General features: G+C 66.3%; 18 protein-coding genes. 13 read left to right on the top strand and 5 right to left on the bottom strand.

From position 1 onward, the window contains the following. Positions 1 to 104: 104 nt before the first annotated feature. Positions 105 to 548, bottom strand: coding sequence for a universal stress protein (locus AAN986_RS18780; protein WP_016445196.1), 444 nt, complete (start codon positions 546 to 548; stop codon positions 105 to 107). A 116-nt stretch (positions 549 to 664) separates the two neighbouring features. On the opposite strand from AAN986_RS18780, the gene AAN986_RS18775 reads away from it, so the two are divergent. From AAN986_RS18775 to AAN986_RS18735, 9 genes are all read left to right on the top strand, one after another. Continuing rightward, complete coding sequence (locus AAN986_RS18775) at positions 665 to 3,100, top strand: cation-translocating P-type ATPase (RefSeq protein ID WP_047217629.1); 2,436 nt, start codon at positions 665 to 667, stop codon at positions 3,098 to 3,100. Positions 3,101 to 3,102: 2 nt separating this feature from the next. After that, the gene (gene ccoS / locus AAN986_RS18770; RefSeq protein WP_013803228.1) at positions 3,103 to 3,240 is read left to right on the top strand and encodes a cbb3-type cytochrome oxidase assembly protein CcoS; all 138 of its coding nucleotides are present in this window, start codon (positions 3,103 to 3,105) and stop codon (positions 3,238 to 3,240) included. Between the two features lie 63 nt (positions 3,241 to 3,303). Further along, entirely contained in the window at positions 3,304 to 4,740 is a 1,437-nt protein-coding gene (gene ccoN / locus AAN986_RS18765) for a cytochrome-c oxidase, cbb3-type subunit I (RefSeq protein WP_016445198.1), read from the top strand. Between the two features lie 19 nt (positions 4,741 to 4,759). After that, entirely contained in the window at positions 4,760 to 5,392 is a 633-nt protein-coding gene (gene ccoO, locus AAN986_RS18760) for a cytochrome-c oxidase, cbb3-type subunit II (protein WP_016445199.1), read from the top strand. An 11-nt stretch (positions 5,393 to 5,403) separates the two neighbouring features. Further along, on the top strand, positions 5,404 to 5,541 hold the full coding sequence (locus AAN986_RS18755; protein WP_016445200.1) for a cbb3-type cytochrome c oxidase subunit 3: 138 nt from the start codon (positions 5,404 to 5,406) through the stop codon (positions 5,539 to 5,541). Between the two features lie 27 nt (positions 5,542 to 5,568). Next, positions 5,569 to 6,486, top strand: a complete 918-nt coding sequence (gene ccoP, locus AAN986_RS18750; RefSeq protein WP_016445201.1) for a cytochrome-c oxidase, cbb3-type subunit III — start codon at positions 5,569 to 5,571, stop codon at positions 6,484 to 6,486. A 77-nt stretch (positions 6,487 to 6,563) separates the two neighbouring features. After that, the gene (gene ccoG, locus AAN986_RS18745) at positions 6,564 to 8,018 is read left to right on the top strand and encodes a cytochrome c oxidase accessory protein CcoG (protein WP_016445202.1); all 1,455 of its coding nucleotides are present in this window, start codon (positions 6,564 to 6,566) and stop codon (positions 8,016 to 8,018) included. Positions 8,019 to 8,075: 57 nt separating this feature from the next. Beyond that, on the top strand, positions 8,076 to 8,390 hold the full coding sequence (locus AAN986_RS18740; RefSeq protein WP_016445203.1) for a FixH family protein: 315 nt from the start codon (positions 8,076 to 8,078) through the stop codon (positions 8,388 to 8,390). Positions 8,391 to 8,572: 182 nt separating this feature from the next. Then, positions 8,573 to 8,860 (top strand): hypothetical protein, encoded by a 288-nt coding sequence (locus AAN986_RS18735; RefSeq protein ID WP_016445204.1) that lies wholly within the window; start codon positions 8,573 to 8,575, stop codon positions 8,858 to 8,860. 81 nt (positions 8,861 to 8,941) lie between these two features. On the opposite strand, the gene fnr is transcribed toward AAN986_RS18735, so the two are convergent. After that, a complete protein-coding gene (gene fnr / locus AAN986_RS18730; protein WP_016445205.1) occupies positions 8,942 to 9,661 on the bottom strand; it encodes a fumarate/nitrate reduction transcriptional regulator Fnr in 720 nt (239 codons plus the stop codon). A gap of 161 nt (positions 9,662 to 9,822) precedes the next feature. Here fnr and hemN point away from each other — a divergent pair, with 161 nt between their 5' ends. From hemN to AAN986_RS18710, 4 genes are all read left to right on the top strand, one after another. Further along, positions 9,823 to 11,205 carry an oxygen-independent coproporphyrinogen III oxidase gene (hemN, locus tag AAN986_RS18725; protein ID WP_026062632.1) on the top strand — a complete coding sequence of 461 codons (1,383 nt, stop codon included), beginning with the start codon at positions 9,823 to 9,825 and terminating at the stop codon, positions 11,203 to 11,205. A gap of 5 nt (positions 11,206 to 11,210) precedes the next feature. Then, positions 11,211 to 11,936: a sulfite exporter TauE/SafE family protein gene (locus AAN986_RS18720; RefSeq protein WP_017406349.1), complete on the top strand. Its 726-nt coding sequence runs from the start codon at positions 11,211 to 11,213 to the stop codon at positions 11,934 to 11,936. 173 nt (positions 11,937 to 12,109) lie between these two features. Continuing rightward, positions 12,110 to 13,354 carry an HD-GYP domain-containing protein gene (locus AAN986_RS18715; protein WP_016445208.1) on the top strand — a complete coding sequence of 415 codons (1,245 nt, stop codon included), beginning with the start codon at positions 12,110 to 12,112 and terminating at the stop codon, positions 13,352 to 13,354. Further along, positions 13,351 to 15,837: an EAL domain-containing protein gene (locus AAN986_RS18710; protein ID WP_349335431.1), complete on the top strand. Its 2,487-nt coding sequence runs from the start codon at positions 13,351 to 13,353 to the stop codon at positions 15,835 to 15,837. Before AAN986_RS18715 ends, AAN986_RS18710 begins: the two co-directional genes overlap by 4 nt. Here AAN986_RS18710 and AAN986_RS18705 read toward each other — a convergent pair. The 3 genes from AAN986_RS18705 to AAN986_RS18695 all read right to left on the bottom strand — a co-directional run bounded on the left by AAN986_RS18705 (position 15,801) and on the right by AAN986_RS18695 (position 17,654). Beyond that, positions 15,801 to 16,619: a sulfite exporter TauE/SafE family protein gene (locus AAN986_RS18705; protein ID WP_016445210.1), complete on the bottom strand. Its 819-nt coding sequence runs from the start codon at positions 16,617 to 16,619 to the stop codon at positions 15,801 to 15,803. The genes AAN986_RS18710 and AAN986_RS18705 overlap by 37 nt on opposite strands. A 391-nt stretch (positions 16,620 to 17,010) precedes the next feature. Next, a complete protein-coding gene (locus AAN986_RS18700) occupies positions 17,011 to 17,412 on the bottom strand; it encodes a cell division protein ZapA (protein WP_016445211.1) in 402 nt (133 codons plus the stop codon). Between the two features lie 32 nt (positions 17,413 to 17,444). Then, the gene (locus AAN986_RS18695) at positions 17,445 to 17,654 is read right to left on the bottom strand and encodes a hypothetical protein (RefSeq protein ID WP_012204637.1); all 210 of its coding nucleotides are present in this window, start codon (positions 17,652 to 17,654) and stop codon (positions 17,445 to 17,447) included. Between the last annotated feature and the right edge of the window lie 183 nt (positions 17,655 to 17,837).

Here is a 17,837-nt window from a genome sequence, read left to right as displayed (position 1 = left end):
TCGCCAAGGCGCGGGTCGCGCCCTGGCCTGATTGAAAAAGCAAAAGGCATCGGCGCCGCCGATGCCTTTTTTTGTGCAGCGAAAGCCGAAGCTGCCGCTACCCTTCAGCGCAGTACCAGCACTGGAATGTGGGTGTGCGTGAGCACGTGCTGCGTCTCGCTGCCCAGCAGCAGGCGCTGCAGGCCCTTGCGGCCGTGCGAGGCCATGACGATGAGGTCGCAGTCGCGGCGCTTGGCCACGTCGATCACGCTTTCGGCCACCAGGTCGGACTTGACGATCTCCGTGGTCACGTGGACCTTGAGCGCCTGGCCCTTGGCGTGGATGGCATCCAGCACGGTCTGCGCATTGGCCGTCCACTGGCCTTCGATGCGTTCGATCTGCTTGAGATCCACGGTTTCGCCGCCTTCGAAGTAGCTGCGCGGATAGTGCTGGACCACCTTGACGACGATCACGCTGGCGCCGCACAAGGCGGCAAGGCCCAGGCCGCTGTCCACGGCCTTGTCGGAAAGCTCGGAACCGTCGGTGGCGATCAGGATGCGGTTGTACATGCGTGCTCCTTTCGTGTGTGCTGATGGGTGGGACGAAGTCAGCATAGACCCAACCATGAGTTAACGGTTGATTAATGTCAATACGCTTATCATGCCCCCCGATTACGCTAAGAACCATGCCCCACACCATTGCAGCCCCATCCTGCGAGGCGGCGGTGGCGGCGCCTGATTCAGGTCTCTCGCCCTCGCAGCAGGCCACGGCCCGACTGCTGGATGATCCGCAGGAGTGGAGTTCGTTCGGACGGCCCGCAGGCCCCGCAACTCCCGCCGACCCTTCCAAAGAACCCACCGATTTCCCTGCCTGGGATTCGCACGTCGTTCTGGAGGGCATGCACTGTGCCGCATGCGCGCTGACCATCGAGGATGCGCTGCGGGCCGTGCCCGGGGTGGAGAAGGCCGAAGTCAGCGCAGCCACGCGCCGCGCGCGAGTCACCTGGCGCCACGAGCAGGTGCTTCCATCCCAGTGGATGGAGGCCGTGCGGCGCGCCGGCTACCAGGCGCTTCCTGCGCGCGATGCCTTTGCGCGCGAGCGCCGCCAGGCCGAAAGCCGCCGTGCGCTGTGGCGCTGGCTGGTGGCCGGCTTTTGCATGATGCAGGTGATGATGTATGCGTGGCCCGCCTACGTGGCCCGCCCCGGCGACCTGTCGCAGGAGATGGAGACGCTGCTGCGCTGGGCCTCCTGGGTCATCTCGCTGCCCGTGGTGCTGTTTTGCTGCGGACCCTTTTTCTCCAGCGCGCTGCGCGACATACGCCAGCGCCGCGTGAGCATGGACCTGCCCGTGGCGCTGGGCATGCTGATCACCTTCGTGATCAGCTCGCTGGGCACCTTCGATCCTTCGGGGCCCTTCGGCGAGGAAGTCTTCTACGACTCGCTGACCATGTTCGTCTTCTTCCTGCTGTCCGGCCGCTGGCTGGAGCTGCGGCTGCGCGACCGCACGGCCGGTGCGCTGGAAGCCGTGATGAATCGCCTGCCCGATGCCGTGCTGCGCGAGAACGCGGCCGGCCACTTCGAGCGCGTGGCCACGCGCCGCCTGCGTGCCGGCGACCTGGTGCGCGTGCTCAGCGGCGAGGCCTTCCCGGCCGACGGCACCATCGTGCGCGGCCGCACCCATGCCGACGAAGCCCTGCTCACGGGCGAGTCCACGCCCGTGCTGCGTGCCGAGGGCGACAGCGTCACGGCCGGCAGCTACAACCTGGACGCCGTGGTCGATGTGCGCGTGGACGGCGTGGGGGCCGACACGCGCTTTGCCCAGATCGTGGGCCTGATGGAAAGCGCCTCGCTGCAAAAGCCGCGCCTGGCCCAGCTGGCCGACAAGGTGGCGCGGCCATTCCTGGTCGTGGTGCTGCTGGCCGCGCTGGGCGCTGCCATCTGGTGGTGGCCCACCGATCCCGGCAAGGCCATGATGGTGGCCGTGGCCGTGCTCATCGTCACCTGCCCCTGCGCGCTGTCGCTGGCCACGCCCGTGGCCATGCTCACGGCCGCCGGCACGCTGGCGCGCAGCGGCGTGCTGGTGCGCAACCTGCAGGGCCTGGAAGCGCTGGCCGCCGTGGACACCCTGGTGTTCGACAAGACCGGCACGCTCACACGCGACGGCCTGGCGCTGTCCTCGTTCGAGCCTGCGCGCGGCGAGGATGCCGACGAGGTGCTGGCGCTGGCGGCGCTGCTGGCGCGCCAGTCCATGCACCCGGCCTCGCGCGCCATCGCGCAGGCCGGCGCCCATGCCGCGACGCACTGGAAGCTGGACACCATGCAGGAAGTGGCAGGCATGGGCCTGGACGCCTGGGTGCAGGGCCCGGGCGGACGCCGCCATCTGCGCCTGGGATCGGCCCTGCATGCGGGCGTGGCGGGCGAGCAGCCCGTGCAGGGCGTGTTGCTGGCCGAGCAGACCGAACAGGGCTGGCATACGCTGGCGCGCTTTGTACTCAGCGAGGACGTGCGGCCCGAGGCCGCCGCCGTCGTGCAGGCGCTCGGGAAGCAGGGCATCGCCGTGATGCTGCTGTCCGGCGACCGCGAGGACGCCGCACGCGCCATGGCGGCGCGCGTGGGCATTACCCAGGCCCACGGCGGCTGCAGCCCGCAGGACAAGCTGGAGCGGCTGCAGCAGGCGCAGGCAGCCGGCCACCATGTGGCCATGGTGGGCGACGGCCTCAACGACGGCCCAGTTTTAGCTGGAGCGCATGTCTCTTTTGCTTTTGGTAGAGCAGTGCCGCTGGCACAATCGCGCGCAGATTTCGTTGTTCTGGGCGACAGCCTGGAACTGGTGCTCCAGGCATGTCTGTTGTCGCGCCGCACACTGCAGGTGGTGCGCCAGAACATGGCCTGGGCTGCCGCTTACAACGCGGTGTCGATTCCACTGGCCCTGGCGGGCTTCATGCCTGCCTGGGTGGCCGGCCTGGGAATGGCACTGAGTTCGCTGCTGGTGGTGCTCAACGCCGCGCGCCTTGCGCGCAGCCTTCCACTGGCCTTGACGAATCACACGGGCACGCCTGCTGCGCCCGCAGCGTCCGTCACCATGCCGACGGGCTCCACCGCAACGGTGGGGAGGTTCTGACTATGGACATTCTCTATTTACTGATCCCGCTGTCGGTGGTGCTTGTGCTCGCCATCCTCGCGGCCCTGTGGTGGGCCGTCTATCGAGGGCAATTCGAGAGCGTGGAACAAGAGGGCGAACGCATTCTTCGGGACGATTGACGTGGGTCAACACGCCCGACAGCGAAGAAAGTAACACTTTGATAGCAATCTAAGGGGTGCACGATGGATAGTTCAAATAACAACGCTGTCTATTACGACGATACCGTCGTAAGGCAGTTCTCTATCATGGCCGTCGTCTGGGGAGTGGTGGGCATGGCTGTCGGGGTGTTGATCGCCTCGCAGCTGGCCTGGCCGGAACTCAACTTCGGCATTCCATGGCTGAGCTACGGACGCCTGCGTCCGCTGCACACGAACGCCGTGATCTTTGCCTTTGGCGGATCGGCGCTGTTCGCAACCAGCTACTACGTGGTGCAGCGCACCTGCCAGACGCGGCTGTTCATGCCCAAGCTGGCCAGCCTGACCTTCTGGGGCTGGCAGATCGTCATTCTCGCCGCCGCGATCAGCCTGCCGCTGGGCTACACCCAGGGCAAGGAGTACGCCGAGCTGGAGTGGCCGATCGACCTGCTGATCGCCGTGACCTGGGTCTCGTATGCCATCGTGTTCTTCGGAACCATCGGCATCCGCAAGGTCCGTCACATCTATGTGGCCAACTGGTTCTTCGGCGCCTTCATCATCGCCGTGGCGCTGCTGCACATCGTCAACAGCGCGGCCATTCCGGCCGGCTGGATGAAGAGCTACTCGGCCTACGCCGGCGTGCAGGATGCCATGGTGCAGTGGTGGTACGGCCATAACGCCGTGGGCTTCTTCCTGACCGCAGGCTTCCTGGGCATGATGTATTACTTCATTCCCAAGCAGGCTGGCCGTCCGGTCTACAGCTACCGCCTGTCCATCGTCCACTTCTGGGCGCTGATCTTCACCTACATGTGGGCGGGTCCTCACCACCTGCACTACACCGCGCTGCCCGACTGGACGCAGTCCGTGGGCATGGTGTTCTCGCTGATCCTGCTGGCTCCCAGCTGGGGCGGCATGATCAACGGCGTGATGACGCTGTCGGGCGCATGGCACAAGCTGCGCGACGACCCCATCCTGCGCTTCCTGATCGTGTCGCTGTCGTTCTACGGCATGTCCACGTTCGAGGGTCCGATGATGTCCATCAAGACCGTCAACGCGCTGTCGCACTACACGGACTGGACCGTGGGCCACGTTCACTCGGGCGCCCTCGGATGGGTGGGCCTGATCACCATGGGCTCGCTGTACTACCTGATCCCGCGCCTGTTCGGCAAGACCAAGATGCACTCGGTGGGCGCCATCGAACTGCACTTCTGGATGGCCACCATCGGCATCGTGCTGTACATCGCCGCGATGTGGATCGCCGGTGTGATGCAGGGCCTGATGTGGCGCGCCGTCAATCCCGATGGCACGCTGACCTACACCTTCGTCGAAAGCGTCAAGGCCAGCTATCCGTTCTACGTGATCCGCGTGGCCGGTGGCCTGCTGTACCTGGGCGGCATGCTGGTCATGCTGTGGAACACCTGGAAGACCGCGATCTCCGGCCGTTCCGTGAAGGTGGCCGTGCCTGCCGTCGTGGCCCACGCCTGAGCGTCTAGGAGCATTACTCATGTCCGATCACAACCATAGCGCTCCCAAGAGCTTTTCCCACGAGAAGGTGGAAACCAACAATTTCCTGCTGATCGTGCTGACCCTGCTGGTGGTCGCCGTCGGCGGCCTGGTGGAAATCGTTCCGCTGTTCTTCCAGAAGTCGACCACGGAAGCGGTGGCGGGCCTCAAGCCCTACACGCCGCTGCAGCTGATGGGCCGCGACGTCTATCTGCGTGAGGGCTGCTACAACTGCCACTCGCAGATGATCCGCCCCTTCCGCGCCGAGACCATGCGCTACGGCCACTACTCGGTGGCTGGCGAGTTCGTCTACGACCACCCCTTCCAGTGGGGTTCCAAGCGCACGGGTCCCGACCTGCACCGCGTGGGCGGCAAGTACAGCGACGAATGGCACCGCATCCACCTGAACAACCCGCGCGACGTGGTGCCCGAGTCCAATATGCCTGCCTACTCCTGGCTGGAGAAGAACAAGGTGGATGACACCGTGGTCGCCCAGCACATGAGCGCGCTGCGCAAGGTGGGCGTGCCCTACAGCGACGAGGAAATCAGCGGCGCCGCCGAGCAGGTCAAGGGCAAGACGGAAATGGACGCCGTCATCGCCTACCTGCAGGTGCTGGGCCGTTCGGTCAAGTAAAGGAGAGCGACATGGACATCACCACCATGCGCATCGTGGCCACGCTGGCCTCTCTGGCCTGCTTCATCGGTATCTGGTGGTGGGCGTTCGCCCGCCGCAACCAGGCCCGTTTCGAAGAGGCCGCCCAGCTGCCGTTCGAGCAAGACTGAGTCCCTCCACCAGAACGAGAACTTCCCATGAGCGATTTCGTAAACAACTTCTGGTCGATCTATGTCACGGCGATCACGCTGGGCGGCATCATCGGCTGCCTGCTGCTGCTGTATCTCACCGCACGCAAGAAGGTGGTCCCCTCGGCCGACAACACCACGGGCCACGTCTGGGACGAGGACCTGCGCGAGCTGAACAACCCCATGCCCAAGTGGTGGATGTGGCTGTTCATCATCACCTCGGTGTTCGGCTTCGCCTACCTGGCGGCCTATCCGGGCCTGGGCTCGTTCGCGGGCAAGCTGGGCTGGACGCAGCTGGGCGCCTATGAAAACGAGATGGCCAAGGCCCGCGCGGACCTGGAGCCGCTGTACGCCAAGTTCACGAGCATGAGCACCGAAGACATGGCCAAGGACCCCCAGGCCATGGCCATCGGCGAGCGCCTGTTCATGAACAACTGCGCGCAGTGCCACGGCTCGGATGCACGCGGCGGCAAGAGCTTCCCCAACCTGACCGATGGCGACTGGCTGCATGGCGGCACGCCCGACAAGATCAGGGAAACCATCACGGCGGGCCGCATCGGCATCATGCCGCCCATGGCCGCTGCCGTCGGCACGCCCGATGATGTGCGCAACCTCTCGCACTATGTGCTGAGCCTGTCGGGCAGCCCGCACGACTCGCTCAAGGCTTCGCTGGGCAAGTCCAAGTTCACGGCCTGCGCCGCCTGCCATGGCATGGACGGCAAGGGCAACCAGGCCCTGGGCGCGCCCAACCTGACCGATGACATCTGGCTGCACGGCTGGGGCGAGGCCGCCATCACGGCCATGATCAACAACGGCAAGCACAACGAGATGCCTGCCCAGAAGGACAAGCTGACCGAGGCGCAGATCGCGGTGCTTGCCTCCTATGTCTGGGGCATGTCGCACAAAGACGGCGCAGTCCGTCAATAAGGACAGGGGGCGGCGCTGCGGCGCCGCCTTTTTGCCTTTTGAGTTTTCAGATATTCCAAAAAACCAAGGAACCCACCATGAAGCCCGAGAACGGGGATGATGCCGGGAAGCCTCCCCGCAAAGTCATTCCGATCACGCCTGCCGACCCGGACCCGGGCCAGCTGGTGTCGATGTTCGAGTCCGAGAAGAAGGTCTACCCGCGCTCCATCAGCGGTGTCTTCGCACGCTGGCGATGGGCTCTGGTGTTTCTCACCCAACTGGTTTTCTATGGCCTGCCCTGGCTGGAATGGGGGCAGCGCCAGATGGTGCTGTTCGACCTGGGTGCGCGGCGCTTTTACCTGTTCGGGCTGGTGCTGTACCCGCAGGATTTCATCTACCTGGCGGGCCTGCTGATCATCTCGGCGCTGGCGCTGTTCCTGTTCACGGCCGTGGCCGGTCGCCTGTGGTGCGGCTTTTCCTGCCCGCAGACGGTCTACACCGAAATCTTCATGTGGGTGGAGCGCAAGGTCGAGGGCGACCGCAGCGCGCGCATGCGCCTGGACAAGAACGGCTGGACTTTTGAAAAGCTCTGGAAGAAGTCGCTCAAGCAGTTGCTGTGGATTGCCATTGCCCTGTGGACCGGCTTCACCTTCGTGGGCTACTTCGTGCCCATCCGCGAGCTGGGCGGCGAGCTGCTGGCGCTGCAGGGCAGCTGGCAGGTCTTCTGGGTGCTGTTCTACGGCTTCGCCACCTATGGCAACGCCGGCTACATGCGCGAGCAGGTCTGCAAGTACATGTGCCCCTATGCGCGCTTTCAGAGCGCCATGTTCGACCGCGACACCATGATCGTCAGCTACGACACGGGCCGGGGCGAGCCGCGCGCGCCGCGCACCAAGAAGGTGGACTACAAGGCCCAGGGCCTGGGCGACTGTATCGACTGCAAGATGTGCGTGCAGGTCTGCCCCGTGGGCATCGACATCCGCAACGGCCTGCAGTACGAATGCATAGGCTGCGGTCTGTGCATAGACGCCTGCAATTCCATCATGGACAAGATGGAGTATCCGCGCGGCCTCATCCGGCTGACCACGCAGAACGCCATGGCCGGCCTGTGGCGGCGGGCCCAGGTGCTGCGCCGCATCTTCCGTCCGCGCGTGCTGGTCTACTCGGCCGTGCTGATCGGCCTGAGCATGGCCATGATCGTGAGCCTGGCGCTGCGCCAGTCGGTCAAGGTCGACGTGATACGCGACCGGGCGTCGCTGTCGCGCATCGTCGCGGGCGGCAAGCTGGAAAATGTCTACCGCCTGCAGATCATGAATGCCACCGAGCAGGCCCAGCGCTACCGCATCAGCGCCCATGGCCTCGACGGGCTGGAGCTGGCGTCCGAGCAGGAGGTCGAGGTCGGCCCGGCCGAGACGCGCGGCATTGCGGCGCGGCTGCAGATTCCCTACGGTTCCGCCGAGCCGGGCTCGCACACCGTATTCTTCGATATCGATGCCGTGCATTCAGGCGCGGGACGCGCGTCCGAAAAGGCCGTCTTCCTGGTGCCCCGGTGATATGTCTGGCCGGCGCCGCCCAGGCTGCGCCGGCTGTTTGAAAGAAAGAGGTTATCCATGTCTTCCAGTCCCGCAGTCTCCGCGCCCGCCACGGCCCCTTCGCATCCGGACGCCGGCAAGCCCTGGTGGAAGTTCGCCCATGTCTGGCTCGTGGTGGCCGGCCCGGCCGCCGTCGTGGTGGCCGGCGTGGTCACGGCCGTCATTGCGATCAATGGCGCCGATCCCGTGATCGATCCTGACTATTACCGCAATGGCATCACCATCAACGAGCGTGCCGATGGCGTGCGCGAAGTGCCCAAGAGCCTGGCGCCCGCGGTCACCGGCCGCAACCACGCGGCCACGCCCGCGCAGGACCATCCCACGGACCGCTGAACGCAGGAAAATGCCGTGCACAAGGCCGCAGTCGCGGCCTTTTTTGTATGGTGGATGGCATCTCCAGCATGCGCGAGGGCCAAGGGTTTCCTACAGGCAGTGCAGGGTGCGCAGGGCTTGGCACGGTGCGAGGGCGGCGCGCACAATGAAAGCCACCCCTCGACAGCTCAAGGAGATCGCTGATGTTGGCCCAACGCTGGATGTGGATTGCCTGGCCGGCCTTTCTGGCCGCCGCCGTGATGGAGATGCTGGTATTCGCCTTCGTGGACCCGCTGGAGCTGCACTGGCTCGGCGACCTGGGCTGGTCGCGGCAGGGAATCTACACGCTGGCCTTCTTCGCCTTCTGGGGCGTGACCATGCTGTCCAGCCTCATGACCACCATGCTGGGACGCTCCACGCACGATCTCAACGACGGCGTGGTCTCCGAGCCGGACCCAAATCTGGCCATGCAGGGCCTGGGGCGCGATTGAACCTGCGTGCACTGCAATGGCAATGAACAAGGCCCGCGATCGCGGGCCCTGTTCATTGCCGGTGGGCGGGGCCTTGCGGCCTCACTGGCACTGCTGGCTGTTGACGATGCGCTTGAGCGCGTCCGTGTCCAGGATGCGCAGATGGCGCTGGCGCACCTCGATGATGTTTTCCTCGGCAAACTTCGAGAAGGTGCGGCTCACCGTCTCCAGCTTCAGGCCCAGGTAGCTGCCGATTTCCTCGCGCGTCATGCGCAGCACCAGTTCCGACTTGGAAAAGCCCCGGGCGTGCAGGCGCTGCACCAGGTTGAGCACGAAGGCGGCCAGCCGCTCCTCGGCGCGCATGCTGCCCAGCAGCAGCATCACGCCATGCTCGCGCACGATCTCGCGGCTCATGACCTTGTGCACATGGTTTTGCAGGGCCGTGACCTCGCGCGACAGGTCCTCCAGCTTGTCGAAGGGCATGACGCAGACCTCGGCGTCTTCCAGCGCGACCGCATCGCAGGTGTGGTGGTCGTTGACGATGCCATCCAGGCCGATGATCTCGCCGGCCATCTGAAAGCCCGTGACCTGGTCGCGCCCGTCCTCGGTGGCCACGCAGGTCTTGAAGAAGCCCGTGCGGATGGCGTACAGCGAGGTGAAGGACTCACCGTTGCGAAACAGCAGGCCGCCGCGCTTGACCTTGCGGCGCGTGGCCACGATGTCGTCGATGCGCTGCATCTGCTCGGCATCCAGGCCCATGGGCATGCACAGCTCGCGCAGGTTGCAATTGGAACAGGATGCTTTGATGGTCTGAAGGTTCATGGAGTAAACATCAGCGGCGCAGCAGTGCGCCGGCGGTGACCTCGTGGATGGCGATGAGTTGGATCAAATTGTCGCAGCACTGCCGCGAACAACTCTTGATATGAGTCAAGGACGCGGCCAATGGGCTGCGGCACAGTGGACGACATTAGAGGAAAAAACCCATGACCGCTGTCACCCCAGAGCTGCTGCGTCGCTTCGACGTACCGGGGCCCCGATACACCTCGTTCCCCACGGCCGATCGTTTCGTGGAGGCTTTCGGTGCTGAAGACTATATCCTGGCACTTGAGCACCGCAAATCGAGTACCGCAGCGCGGGCCATGCCTTTGTCGCTGTATGTGCATGTGCCGTTCTGCGAGTCGCTGTGCTATTACTGCGCCTGCAACAAGATCGTGACGCGCCACCACGATCGCGCTGCCGTCTACCTGGACTACCTGGCGCGCGAGATGGCCTTGCACACGGCCCATTGCGGCAAGGGCCAGGCCGTCAGCCAGCTGCACCTGGGCGGCGGCACGCCCACCTTCTTCTCGGACGATGAGCTGCGCACGCTGATGGCCCTGCTGCGCGAGCATTTCAAGCTGGAGCCGGGCGGCGAATACTCCATCGAGGTCGATCCGCGCACCGTCAGCGTCGAACGCCTGGCCGTGCTCAAGGAGCTGGGCTTCAACCGCCTAAGCTTCGGCGTGCAGGACTTCGACGAACAGGTGCAGATCGCCGTGCACCGCGTGCAGCCGGCCGAGCAGGTGTTCGCGCTGGTGGCGGCCGCACGGCAGCTGGGCTTTGCCTCCATCAACGTGGACCTGATCTACGGCCTGCCCAAGCAGACGCCCGAGTCCTTCGAGCGCACGCTGGCCCAGGTCAATGCGCTGCGGCCCGACCGCATCGCGCTCTATGCCTATGCCCACCTGCCCGAGCGCTTCAAGCCGCAGCGGCGCATCGCGGCCGAGGACCTGCCCCAGGGCGCCGACAAGCTGGCCATGCTCTCGCGCTCCATCGCGGCCTTCATGGAGGGCGGCTATGTCTACGTGGGCATGGACCACTTCGCCTTGCCCGAGGACGCGCTGGCCGTGGCCAAGCGCCAGGGCCGGCTGCATCGCAACTTCCAGGGCTACAGCACCCAGCCCGACTGCGACCTGATTGCGCTGGGCGTGTCGGCCATCGGCAAGGTGGGGGCCAGCTACAGCCAGAACGCCAAGACGCTGGAGGAGTACTACGACGCCATCGACGCCGGCCACCTGCCCGTGGTGCGCGGCCTGGCACTGTCGCGCGATGATCTGGTGCGGCGCGCCGTCATCATGGCCATCATGTGCCAGGGCGCCGTGCTGTTCGAGCCCATGGAGCAGGCCTGGCTGCTGGGCTTTCGCGAGTACTTCGCCCCCGAGCTGGCGGCGCTTCAGGACCTGCAGGCCAAGGGGCTGGTGCAGATCAGCGACGAGGGATTCCAGGTCACGCCCATGGGCTGGTACTTCGTGCGTGGCGTGGCCATGCTGTTTGACCGATATCTGCAGGCCGACAAGAACCGGGCGCGGTTTTCGAGGATCATCTAGGCCCCATGCTGTTGTCGCTGCTCTGGACCGCTTTGATCATGGGGCTCGTCGGCGGGCCCCATTGCCTTGCCATGTGCGCCGCGCCCTGCGGCGTGGTCACGGGCGGGGCGGGGCAGGGCACGGTACAGGGTGGTGGGCAGGTGGTCGCCGTCCATGGACTGCAAAGCCGGCTGTGGCTGCGCACGGCGCTGTTCCATGGCGGGCGGCTGGCCGGCTATGCCAGCCTGGGCGCTGCCTCGGCGCTGGCCATGGAAAGCCTGTCCTGGCTCACCAGCCAGACCACGGCGCTGCAGCCGTTCTGGACGCTGACCCATGTCGCCGTGATGGCCTGGGGCCTGGCCATGATGGTGCAGGCCCGCCAGCCCGCCTGGCTGGAGTCTGCGGGCCGCGCCGCCTGGCGGCGCGTGCAGCCCTGGGTGTCCGCCCCTGGCGGCACGCTGGCGGCGGGCTATGCCTGGGCGCTCATGCCCTGCGGACTGCTGTATTCGGCCGTGCTGGTCGCCGCGCTCAGCGGTGGCCCCTTGCAGGGCGCATCGGCCATGGCGGCCTTTGGCGTGGGCAGCGGGCTGTGGCTGGTGGCCGGCCCCTGGCTGTGGCGGCTGGGCCGCCAGCGCCTGAACGGCCTGCGTGCCGAATGGGGCACGCGGCTGGCCGGCCTGATGCTGGTGGGCGTGGCCGTGTGGGCGCTGTGGATGGACCTGATCTACAAGCCCAGTCTCTGGTGCCGATGAACAACAGCGGGGGACAGACTTGGTCCTGAGGGTCGCGGATTGCCTGCAAGGCCCTCAGAACTGGAGATAATGCCCGAATCATCGGCTTACATTTGCCGATTCCTTCAGCCTCGGGGCCGTTGCCGCGCGTGAACCATTCCGTCCTCATCGATATCCGAGACCTCCGTCCGGGCATGTTTGTCCAGCTCGATGTTGGATGGCTGAACCATCCCTTTCCGGTCAGCAGCTTCAAGATCACCTCCAGCGCACAGATCCAGACCCTGAAATCCCTGGGCCTGGAGGCGGTGCGCTGCGTTCCGCACAAAAGCGACGCCTGGCCGGCCGAGGTGCGCACTCCGCCGCCGCAGCCGCTGCCCGCTGTGGCGGCCGCCGCAGCCGAACCCGCCGAGGAACCTGCACCCGCAGCGCCGCTGCTGCTGTCCGTGCCCAACTGGCGCGGCCGGCTGGAGGACTGCAATGCGCGCTTTCAGAAGGTGGAGCGTGGCTATGTGGCCATCGAAACCACCCTTGCCAGCGCGCCCGAGCAGGCGCGCATGCCCACCGAAGCCCTGGTCGACGGCTGCCTGGCCGAACTGGCCGGCCCGCAGGACGTGGCGATTCACCTCCTGTCCGATGGCGTGGGCAGCAACCAGAGCGTGCATGCCGTCAACGTGACCGTGCTCGGCCTGCTGCTGGGCCGGGCCCTGGGCCTGGAGGCTGCGCTGCTGCGCGACCTGGGTCTGGCGGCGCTGCTGCACGATGCCGGCAAGCCGGTGGCCGGCGCCGAGGGCATGCACGGCCTGGCCCTGGAGTCTTCCGTGCCCGACGCGCTGCGCGACCGCTACGAGCGCCATGTGGGTGAATCGGTGGCCATCGCCATGCGCATGGGCCTGTCGGCCCAGGTCACCACCGCCATCGCACAGCACCATGAATGGGCCGACGGCACGGGATTCCCGCTGAGCCTGGTGGCCGAGGACATGGAGCTCACGGGCCAGATCCTGGCCCTGGTCAACACCTATGACCGCCTGTGCAATCCCGGCGATGCGCAGACGCCGCACACGCCGCACGAGGCGCTGTCCATGCTGTTCAGCCGGCTGCGCGACAAGTTCGCCGCGCCCGTGCTCAATGGCTTCATCCGCATGATGGGCGTGTTCCCGCCGGGCTCGGTGGTGGAGCTGACCGATGGGCGCCATGCCATGGTCATGTCCGTCAATGCATCACGGCCGCTCAAGCCTTCGGTGATGGTCCATGACGCCAGCGTGCCGGCCGCCCAGGCGCCCGTGCTGGCGCTGGAGCTGTTTCCCGCGCTGGGCATACGCCGGGGCGTGGCTCCTGCGCAGTTGCCGCGCGACGCGCTGGACTATCTGTCGCCGCGCCGGCGTGTCTGCTATTACTTTGAACGGGCGGTGGAATTGGATCCGCCGAAGGTGGCGTCTTGAACAAGCAAGCGCTCAACCGCGCCTGGCCCCGCCTGCTCGATGCACTGCAGGAGGCGCTGTGGCTGATCGATGCCCGCAGCCTGAAGGTGCTGCGCGCCAACGCCGCCAGCGAATCCGTCACCGGCTATGAGACCGATGCCGCCGTGGGATTGCCCGTGCAGGTGCTGGCCGCCACGCCGCAGCAGCAGGCGTTCTGGAGCGACCCTTTCAACTGGCAGGCCGGCGCCCAGTTCATTTCCGAGGTGCGCCGTGCCGACGGCCAGCTGGCGCCCGTGGAGATGCGCGTGCGCGCGCTCGACGGCGAGGTGCTCCTGGTCAGCATGCTGGACCGGCGCGAGCAGGCGCTGCACGAGGCCGAATTCGAAAGCCTGCTGGGCGAGTTGCGCGCCACGCTGGAGTCGGCCGCCGACGCCATCCTGGTGTGCGATCCCGATGGCCGCATCCGCGCCTTCAACCACCGATTCGCCACGCTCTGGGGCATTCCCGAGGCGTTGCTGGTGCGCCGCAACGACGCGGCCATCCTCGATCACCTGGCCGGCCAGGTGCGCGATGCCGAGTCCTACGCGCAGCAGTTGAAGCTGCTGTCGGCCCAGCCCCTGATGGAAGCGTCCGACGTACTGGACCTGCGCGACGGCCGCATCCTGGAGCGCCGCGCCGTGCCCCAGCTGCGCCGGGGCCTGCCCATGGGGCGCATTTTCTCCTTCCGCGACATCACGGCCGAGGTCCAGACCCAGGCGGGCCTGGAGCTGGCTGCGCGGGTCTTCGAGTCCAGCCTGGACGGCATCTTCATCGCCGATGGCCACATGGACGTGGCACGCACCAACCCGGCCTGCGAACGCTTGCTGGGCGGCATGCCCGTGCAGGGCCGCACGGTGGAATCGCTGTTCGAAGCCACCGAAGACCCATCCGACACGCTGGGCGACCTGGCCCGCATACAGTGGCATCAAGGCGGCTTCTGGGAGGGCGACCTGTGGTTGCGCCAGGCCGGCGGTGCGCGCTGCGCCGTGCGCCTGTCCTGGGTGCCGCTGCGCAATGCGCAGGGCGACGTGGTGCAGAGCATCGGCTTCATGCGCGACCTCACCCAGCAGCGCGTGGCACAGCAGCGCATCGAACAGCTGGCCTACAGCGACGCGCTCACCGGCCTGCCCAACCGGCTCAATCTCACGGAGCGCGTGGATGCGGCCATCGAGGCCGCACGCGCAGGCGGCACGGTGTTCAGCATCCTGTTCATCGACCTGGACCGCTTCAAGATCATCAACGACTCGCTGGGCCACCAGTTCGGCGACCGAGTGCTCAAGCTGGTCGCACAGCGCCTGAGCGACTGCATGCGGCCGGTAGACATCCTGTGCCGCCTGGGCGGCGACGAGTTCGTGCTCTACCTGCACGGCTGCAACGCCGAGCTGGCTGCCGCGGTGGCCAAGCGCATCCTGCAGGAGATGGAGCGGCCCTTCCTGCTCGACGGCCTGGGTTTTTCCGTGCAGTGCAGCATCGGCGTGGCCCAGTACCCGGCCGATGGCCTCACGCTGGACGAGCTGATCCGCCAGGCCGACACGGCCATGTACCGCGTCAAGGAGCGGGGCCGGGGCCATTTCAGCTTCTACCAGCCGCAAATGAGCGCGGGCCTGCTGTCGCGCATGAAGCTGGAGCATGCCATGCGCCAGGCGCTGGAGCATGGCCGCATGGCCGTGTACTTCCAGCCCCAGGTGCACATCGACAGCGACCGCATCGTCGCGGCCGAGGCGCTGCTGCGCTGGACCGACCCCGAATTCGGCGTGGTCTCGCCCGGTGTCTTCATTCCGCTGGCCGAGGAGTCGGGCTACATCGTCACGCTGGGCGCCTGGGTCATGGAGCAGGCGGTGCAGGAGGCTGCGCGCTGGCAGAAGCAGGGCATGCCGATCAAGGTGTCGGTCAATGTCTCGGCGCTGGAATTTCGCCAGTCGGGCTTTGTCGAGCGCGTGACCGAGCTGCTGCGCCGCTACGGCCTGGAGCCCCATCTGCTGGAGCTGGAGCTGACCGAAAGCATCCTGCTGCAAGATGCACAGGACATGGCGCTGCGCGTATGCCAGATCGCCGATCTGGGTGTGGGCATGGTGATTGATGACTTCGGCACCGGCTACTCCAACCTGGCCTACCTGAAGAAGCTGCCCATCTCCAAGATCAAGATCGACCAGAGCTTCGTGCGCGGCCTGCCCAGCGACGAGGGCGACCAGGCCATCGTCGGCGCCATCATCAGCCTGGGTCTGGCGCTGGGCGTGGAGATCGTGGCCGAGGGCGTGGAAACGCACGAGCAACTGACGGCCATCCACCGCATGCAGGGCCACTACTTCCAGGGCTTTCTGTGCGCGCCGGGCCTGCCGCGCGAGCAATTCGGCGAATGCCTGCAGGCCCAGCGCGCCGGCATCGGCGCCATCGCCTACCGGCAGAGAATGGCCCAGGTGGCAAGCGCTCAGCTGCCCGCGCTCAAGCCCTTCCAGAGCATGTAGGCCGCCAAGCCGAACAGCAGCGTGGCGAAGATCCGCTTGAGCTGGGCCACGGGCAGCCGGTGCGCGGCCCGCGCGCCCAGCGGTGCGGTCAGCACGCTGCAGCAGGCCAGTGCCAGCAGGGCCGGCAGCCACAGGTAGCCCAGCGAGTATTCGGGGCGCCCCGCGTCACCCGCGCCTGTGAAGATCAGGCCTGCCGCATTCACCACGGCAATCGGAAAGCCCAGCGCCGCGCTGGTGCCCACGGCCATGTGCATGGGCACCGAGCAGCGCATCATGAAGGGCACGCTGATGAAGGCCCCGCCTGCCCCCACCAGCCCCGAGATGAAGCCCAGGCCCGTACCCGCGCCGTACAGCCCCAGCGGCCCCGGCAGGGCGCGCGTGGCCGTGGGCTGGCTGTTGCTGCGCAGCATGCGCAGCGCCATGTAGCCGATGAACACGCCAAAGAACAGCGCCAGGTACTTGCCGCGCAGCAGTGCGAAGACTCCCAGGCTGGCCAGCAGCCCGCCCGTGATGATGCCCGGCGCCAGGCTGCGCACGATGTCCCAGCGCACGGCGCCGCGACCGTGGTGGGCGCGCAGGCTGGAGATCGAGGTGAACACGATGGTGGCCATGGCCGTGGCGATCGCCATCTTCACGGACAGGTCCGGGCCGACCCCGCGCTTGTCGAGAAAGTAGGTCAGAAACGGCACAAGCACCATGCCGCCGCCCACTCCCAGCAGGCCGGCCAGGAAACCGGAGCACAGGCCCAGCAGGGCCAGTTCGAGAAACAGCAGATCAGGCATGCGGCGGCAGATCGGTAGTGGAGGGGCGGGCAACAAAAAACCCGGCGCACCGTGGAGGTGCGCCGGGTTGGAATCAGGTGTCTGCAAAGACCACCGGGCCGTCATCCTGAACCGGGGTTCAGGGGGGCAAGGGCAGCCAGACGTTGGGTTCATCTGACGCGAGACGATCACGCTCGAATGGCAATGTACCAAGCCCGGGCTCATAGAGCATTGGTCCAAGGAACTATAAAGCCCGGCGGGTTTGCAGACGCCTCCATTCTAAGGCCGTTGATCAGGCCCGCGATCAAGTTCTTTGAACGGCATGGGCTTTTCATTGACATGGGCGATGCAATGAAAACAGCCTCCGAAGAGGCTGTCGTGCGGGGCAAGGAAAGGCAGCGGCGGCCCAGGCTCAGATCAGCCGCGCATCGCCCTCCAGGGCCTGGTCCAGGCGCAGCACCAGTTGCTCGGCAAGGGCCTGCTGGCGCGCACGCTCGGCCAGTTCCTCGGGGCTGGGCTCGGGCGGCTGGGATGGGGCGTTGTGCTGGGAAGCGGCCTCGTCATGCAGGGACTGCATCTCGGCCTGGGCCGTGGCCATGGCGCTTTCCTGGGCTTCGCGGTCCAGCACGTCGAAGGCCATGTTCAGCGCGGACAGCACGGCCACGCGCTCGCGGGAGCGGACCTTGCCGCTGTCGCGGATGCGGGTCATGGCCGTGTCCACACGGCGCACGGCTTCGAGCAGACGCTCTTCCTGGCCATCGGGGCAGGTCAGCACATAGCTTTGCTGCAGGATTTGCACTTCGATCTGCTTCATGGGCGTTCGGGGCGTCGGCGGTTGCGAAGGGGTCAGGCCCCCTGGTTGGAGGGCAGGCGCTCGATCAGGGCATCGACGCGGGCCCGGGCGGCGTTGAGCCGCGAGCGCAGCGAATCACGCTCCTGGGTCAGGGCCGCCACCTGCTCGGCGAGCAGCGCATTGGTGCGTTGCAGTTCCTCGTGGCGAACCAGCAGGCGCTCCACGCGCTCTGCAATGTGGTCGAGGGAAGTCTGGGAGGTCATAGACGCTGAGATTGTAGGACGTGCGAACGAAGTGAGCACATTCCGTGGAAGTATCCGAGGAAACCTGGTAACAGGCAGGCGTACACGGCTTGACGTCAGCGCCTTGCTCGGGTATTGGAGAGCGAGCGCCAGACTGTCTCACAAAATCGTAGCGCCATCTGTAGGACTCGTCTGCTTCGGCGG

The sequence above is a fragment of the Delftia sp. DS1230 genome (assembly GCF_040112715.1).
Lineage (GTDB): Bacteria > Pseudomonadota > Gammaproteobacteria > Burkholderiales > Burkholderiaceae_C > Comamonas > Comamonas tsuruhatensis.
The sequence above is the reverse complement of the archived record's forward strand: the minus strand, read 5'-3'. Positions and strand labels throughout refer to the sequence as shown.

Coding starts and splice junctions, on each gene's coding strand:
- AAN986_RS18775 (WP_047217629.1), top strand. CDS start 665: ATGCCCCACACCATTGCAGCCCCATCCTGCGAGGCGGCGGTGGCGGCG.
- AAN986_RS18700 (WP_016445211.1), bottom strand. CDS start 17,412: ATGAAGCAGATCGAAGTGCAAATCCTGCAGCAAAGCTATGTGCTGACC.
- AAN986_RS18755 (WP_016445200.1), top strand. CDS start 5,404: ATGGACATCACCACCATGCGCATCGTGGCCACGCTGGCCTCTCTGGCC.
- fnr (WP_016445205.1), bottom strand. CDS start 9,661: ATGAACCTTCAGACCATCAAAGCATCCTGTTCCAATTGCAACCTGCGC.
- ccoS (WP_013803228.1), top strand. CDS start 3,103: ATGGACATTCTCTATTTACTGATCCCGCTGTCGGTGGTGCTTGTGCTC.
- ccoG (WP_016445202.1), top strand. CDS start 6,564: ATGAAGCCCGAGAACGGGGATGATGCCGGGAAGCCTCCCCGCAAAGTC.
- AAN986_RS18780 (WP_016445196.1), bottom strand. CDS start 548: ATGTACAACCGCATCCTGATCGCCACCGACGGTTCCGAGCTTTCCGAC.
- AAN986_RS18735 (WP_016445204.1), top strand. CDS start 8,573: ATGTTGGCCCAACGCTGGATGTGGATTGCCTGGCCGGCCTTTCTGGCC.
- AAN986_RS18720 (WP_017406349.1), top strand. CDS start 11,211: ATGCTGTTGTCGCTGCTCTGGACCGCTTTGATCATGGGGCTCGTCGGC.
- ccoP (WP_016445201.1), top strand. CDS start 5,569: ATGAGCGATTTCGTAAACAACTTCTGGTCGATCTATGTCACGGCGATC.
- AAN986_RS18695 (WP_012204637.1), bottom strand. CDS start 17,654: ATGACCTCCCAGACTTCCCTCGACCACATTGCAGAGCGCGTGGAGCGC.
- AAN986_RS18715 (WP_016445208.1), top strand. CDS start 12,110: ATGTTTGTCCAGCTCGATGTTGGATGGCTGAACCATCCCTTTCCGGTC.
- AAN986_RS18705 (WP_016445210.1), bottom strand. CDS start 16,619: ATGCCTGATCTGCTGTTTCTCGAACTGGCCCTGCTGGGCCTGTGCTCC.
- ccoO (WP_016445199.1), top strand. CDS start 4,760: ATGTCCGATCACAACCATAGCGCTCCCAAGAGCTTTTCCCACGAGAAG.
- ccoN (WP_016445198.1), top strand. CDS start 3,304: ATGGATAGTTCAAATAACAACGCTGTCTATTACGACGATACCGTCGTA.
- hemN (WP_026062632.1), top strand. CDS start 9,823: ATGACCGCTGTCACCCCAGAGCTGCTGCGTCGCTTCGACGTACCGGGG.
- AAN986_RS18740 (WP_016445203.1), top strand. CDS start 8,076: ATGTCTTCCAGTCCCGCAGTCTCCGCGCCCGCCACGGCCCCTTCGCAT.